This window comes from Campylobacter sp. 107, assembly GCF_002383835.1.
Classification (GTDB): domain Bacteria; phylum Campylobacterota; class Campylobacteria; order Campylobacterales; family Campylobacteraceae; genus Campylobacter_D; species Campylobacter_D jejuni.
In genome coordinates, this window is the sequence record NZ_NXBA01000038.1 from 1 (window position 1) to 848 (window position 848).

Annotated in this window: 1 protein-coding gene and 1 pseudogene; both read right to left on the reverse strand. The window is 26.2% G+C overall.

Annotation, left to right across the window (positions count from 1 at the left end):
* Positions 1–660 (reverse strand): annotated as a pseudogene (locus tag BGS40_RS05665) (motility associated factor glycosyltransferase family protein); the annotation flags it as partial.
* Positions 657–848: motility associated factor glycosyltransferase family protein (locus tag BGS40_RS05670; RefSeq protein WP_096738490.1), on the reverse strand; the 192-nt coding region annotated here is incomplete at its 5' end. The gene BGS40_RS05670 and the pseudogene BGS40_RS05665, both read right to left, overlap by 4 nt.

The window sequence follows — 848 nt, forward strand, 5'->3', positions numbered from 1 at the left end:
ACTAGGATGAGTAATCATTTGAGGAAGATTATAAACAAATTGTTCTATACCTTGAAGAGCATCTTTAGGATCATTTCCACGCATAAGATTGTGATTTTTGATGATTTGCATGTTGAGTTTATTAAGTTTTAAAATATCTTCTTTATAGTGTTCATAAAAATCATTAGCAATGTGTAGGTTATAAGAACGATACAACAAATCCCCTATCAAACGAAAAACTTTATCCATTTTAGGAAGATTAATATCATCATGATGTAAAATAATGAGTCGCCCTAAGCTTAAATCTTTGCTAAAATCTATGAAATTTAAGGCCAAAAAGATAAGTTCTAATTCTTTTTCAAAGATGATTATTCTTTTAAGTGCTTGATTTTGAAGTAGAATTTTATATAAAATTCCATTTCCAAAACCATAAAAAAAAAGCACAGGATAGCGTGTAAAATCTTTAAAATATTCTAAATTTTTTTCAAGTTCTTTGATGGGATCTTGATACATTTTTTTTAAATTTCTTTTTTTTATGATATTGATATCAAGATTATCTTTTCCTTGAGTGAAAGTAAATTCTCTAAGCTCTTTTAGATCCTCAAGTTTTTTGCGTAAGTTGTTATACTCAAAACCGCTCAAAGCTTTTAAATTTTTGTTAAAATTATTTTCTTCTCTCACCTTCTCACCCTTTCCATCCATTTATCTAATTTTCTTTCTTTAATTTTTTCTTCTAAAGGAAGTATATTTTTAATCAAAGCACTTTCTTGTGCTTTAATATGTCCATAAACTAATTCCATAAATTCTAAATGTTCTTTTATCCAAAGAATACTTTTATTAAAAGCATCTTCTTTGGTTTTAGGATTTAA